The following is a 3,281-nucleotide window of genomic DNA, read 5'->3' as shown; positions in this document are numbered from 1 at the left end:
GCCGGCTCCGGGCGCGTCTCCGCCGGAGTGCCGGCCACGCCGAGGAACACGCGGAAGGTGCTGCCCCGGCCGGGCGTGCTCTCCACGCCGATGCGCCCGCCCATGGAGTCGATGATGCCGTGGCAGATGGACAGCCCCAGCCCCGTGCCCTCGCCCACCGGCTTGGTGGTGAAGAAGGGGTCGAAGATGCGCGCCTGCACCTCCTGCGACATGCCCACGCCCGTGTCGCGCACCTCCACCACCACCTCGCCCGTGCCACCCTCGCGGATGACGACGCGAATCTCATGGTCCTTCGCGTCGCCCTCGGGGATGGCGTGCGCCGCGTTGAGCAGCAGGTTGAGGAACACCTGGCACAGCCGCGACTCGGTGCCCTGCACCGAGGGCACCGACTCGAACTGCGTCACCAGCCGCGCGCGGTGCTTGATGACGTTGTCCGCCATCTTGCACGCCAGCTCCACCGCCCGGCTCACCTCCACCGGCCCCAGCCGGTCCTCCTGCTGGCCGCGGGCGAACGTCTTCAAGTCGCGCACGATGGAGGCGATGCGCTCGGCGCCCTCCATCGTCTCGCGCACCACCTGGTGCAGCGGCTCCACGTCCTTCCCCGCCGCCGAGCCCTTCAGCCGCTCCAGCCCCTCGGAGACGAGGTGCAGGTTGACGAGCATGTAGGCCAGCGGGTTGTTGATTTCATGGGCCACGCCCGCGCCCAGCGTGCCCACCGAGGCCAGCCGGTCCGCCATCTGCAGCTTGGACTGCAACAGGCGGCGCTCGGTGGTGTCGCGGTGGACCATCATGTGGGCGATGGTCCGGCCCTCGGCGTCCCGCAGCGGCGCCACCACGGACTCGCAGTAGCACAGCACGCCGTCGGTGCGCTTGAAGTCCATCTCGCCCGTCCACCGGCCGTCGCGCTCCAGCGCCGCGAGCACCTCGGCGGTGCGCGTGTCCTCCTCGCCCGGGTGCAGCAGCGCGAAGAGCGTCTGCCCGAGCGCCTCCGACTTGCCCCGGCCGAACATCTTCTCCGCGCTCGCGTTCCAGTCGATGATCCGCCCGTTGCGGTCCGTCACCACCACGCCCTCGCACAGGCTCTCGAAGATGAGGGCCTGACGGCGCAGCTCCTGCTCGGCCACCTTGCGCTCGGTGATGTCCATCACCGTGCCGGTGATTCGCACGGGGATGCCGCGCTCGTCGCACAGCACGTCGCCCTTGCAGGACAGCCAGCGGCCGCGCGCGCCCGCCACTTCAATCCGGTACTCCACGTCCAGGTGGGTCCGCTGGGCGAGCGCCGTGGACAGGGCCTCGCGCACGCGCGGCAGGTCCCCCGCGTGCACCACCTCGGAGGGCTCCGTGGGGCGTCCGGAGAGCGCGCCCACCGGCAGGCCCAGCAGCCGGTCCACCTGCTCGGACCACGTCACCGCGCCGGTGACGGCGTTCCAATCCCAGATGCCCACGCGCGCCGCGCTCAGGGCCTGCCGCAGCTGCTCCTCGCCCTGCTCCACCAGCTCGCGCATGGAGAAGCGCAGCACCGTCACGGTGCCAATCTGCACCCGGTCTCCCTCGTGCAGCTCCGACGAGGCGATGCGCACCCCATTGACGTAGGTGCCATTGGTCGAGCCCAGGTCCGCGATGTGGAAGCCGCCCTCGGCCGTGCGCGAGATGCGGGCATGCCGGCGCGACACACCGTGGTCGTTGATCTGGAATCCCGCGTCCGCGCCTCGTCCCAGCACATGCTCCGGCCCCTCGATACGAAAGACCTTGCCGATCGCCGCTGGCGTCGTGGTGCTGGTGAGGATGAGGCACGCGCTCTCCGAAGACGGGAGTGGCTGCGCGGGCCCTCCACACATCGTGAGGTCGTCCATCATCTTCATGGCATGCTCTTCCTGAGGGCGGGAGTTTTGCGGCACCGGCAGTATCCAGCAGACTTGGATTTGACGGCACGCCCCCCGGCCTCGTGCTGGCGGTCACCCCCCCCCATTCATCCGCCATTGGACACCGGGGCACTCGAAGGTAGCCGAAGTTGCCCTCCGCTCGACAGAGGGGGGCCCCCCCTGCCCTGGGCGACTCCGCTCCCAGTGCTAATCTTTAAGCAATGGCGGACACGGACAGCACCTTCCACATCCTCCCGCGCCACGAGCGGACGCCGGCCCGAGCCTCTCAGGCCCGGGTGCAGCTCGCTCCGGGCGCGCTCGCTGGCGAATACATGCTCAAGGCCGTGCTGGCCTCGGGAGGCCACGGCGCGGTGTACGACGCTGAACACCGCATCCTCGGCAGGCGGGCCGCGGTGAAGGTGCTGCACCCGCACCTGACGGATCAGGGAGAGATGTTGCAGCGCTTCGTGCGCGAGGCGCGGGTCGTCAATCAGATCCGCCACCCCAACATCGTGGACGTCTATGACTTCGGCATGCTGCCGGACGGCAGCCCCTATTATGTGATGGAGCTGCTGCCGGGGCGCACGCTCAGCCAGATGCTGCAGGAGCGGGGGCGGCTGACACCGGAGCGGGCGCTGGCCTACCTGGAGCCGGTGTGCGCGGCGCTGGAGGCGGCCCACCGCGCGGGCGTGGTGCACCGGGACTTGAAGGCGAGCAACGTGGCGGTGGTGTCCGAGGGGGAGCCGCCCGTGGTGAAGCTGCTGGACTTCGGCATCGCCAAGCTCATCCACCCCGAGCCGGGGCAGGAGGGGCTGACGATGGCGGGCCAGCGGCTGGGCACCTCGCAGGCCATGGCGCCCGAGCAGTTCCGCGGCGGCGCCATCGGCCCGGCCACGGACATCTACGCGCTGGGCGTGCTGCTCTATCAGATGTTGGTGGGCCACTACCCCTACCAGTCCGAGGACCGGCTGGAGGTGGAGCGGATGCACCTGGAGGCGCCACCGCCCCGGCCGAGCGCCAAGGCGTCCGTGCCGCCGGCGGTGGACGCGGTGGTGCTGCGCTGCCTGGAGAAGGAAGCGGAGCGGCGCTACCCGGACGTGGCCGCCTTCCGCGCCGCGCTGCAGGAGGCGGTGGCGCCCTCGTCCACCGAGCGCGGGGCGGCCGGCCGCGGCATGCGTGCCTTCGCCCTGCACACGGAGGTGGTGCTCGAGGAGGGCGCCGAGGATGACGCCGCGTACGCCGCCGTCGCCGAGGTGCTCGACGGGCTGGAGCAGGACCTGCGCGGCGCGGGCTTCGTGCTCGCGGTGCAGACGGGCATGGCGCTGCTGGGCGTGCGGCCCCTGGAGGAGGCCCCGCGCCTGGAGCCGCGCGCGCTGCTGGAGACGGCGCGGGAGCTCCATGAGCGGGCCCGGGCCCGCG

At 71.5% G+C, this 3,281-nt stretch carries 2 protein-coding genes; one reads left to right on the top strand and one right to left on the bottom strand.

Annotated elements, in window-relative coordinates:
- On the bottom strand, positions 1-1,862 hold a 1,862-nt coding region (locus VF697_RS22825; protein WP_331098354.1), incomplete at its 3' end, for a PAS domain S-box protein.
- A gap of 221 nt (positions 1,863-2,083) precedes the next feature.
- On the opposite strand from VF697_RS22825, the gene VF697_RS22820 reads away from it, so the two are divergent.
- Positions 2,084-3,281: serine/threonine-protein kinase (locus VF697_RS22820; protein ID WP_331098352.1), on the top strand; the 1,198-nt coding region annotated here is incomplete at its 3' end.

Source organism: Archangium sp., assembly GCF_036388035.1.
In the GTDB taxonomy this organism is placed as follows: Bacteria; Myxococcota; Myxococcia; order Myxococcales; family Myxococcaceae; genus Archangium.
The sequence above is the reverse complement of the archived record's forward strand: the minus strand, read 5'-3'. Positions and strand labels throughout refer to the sequence as shown.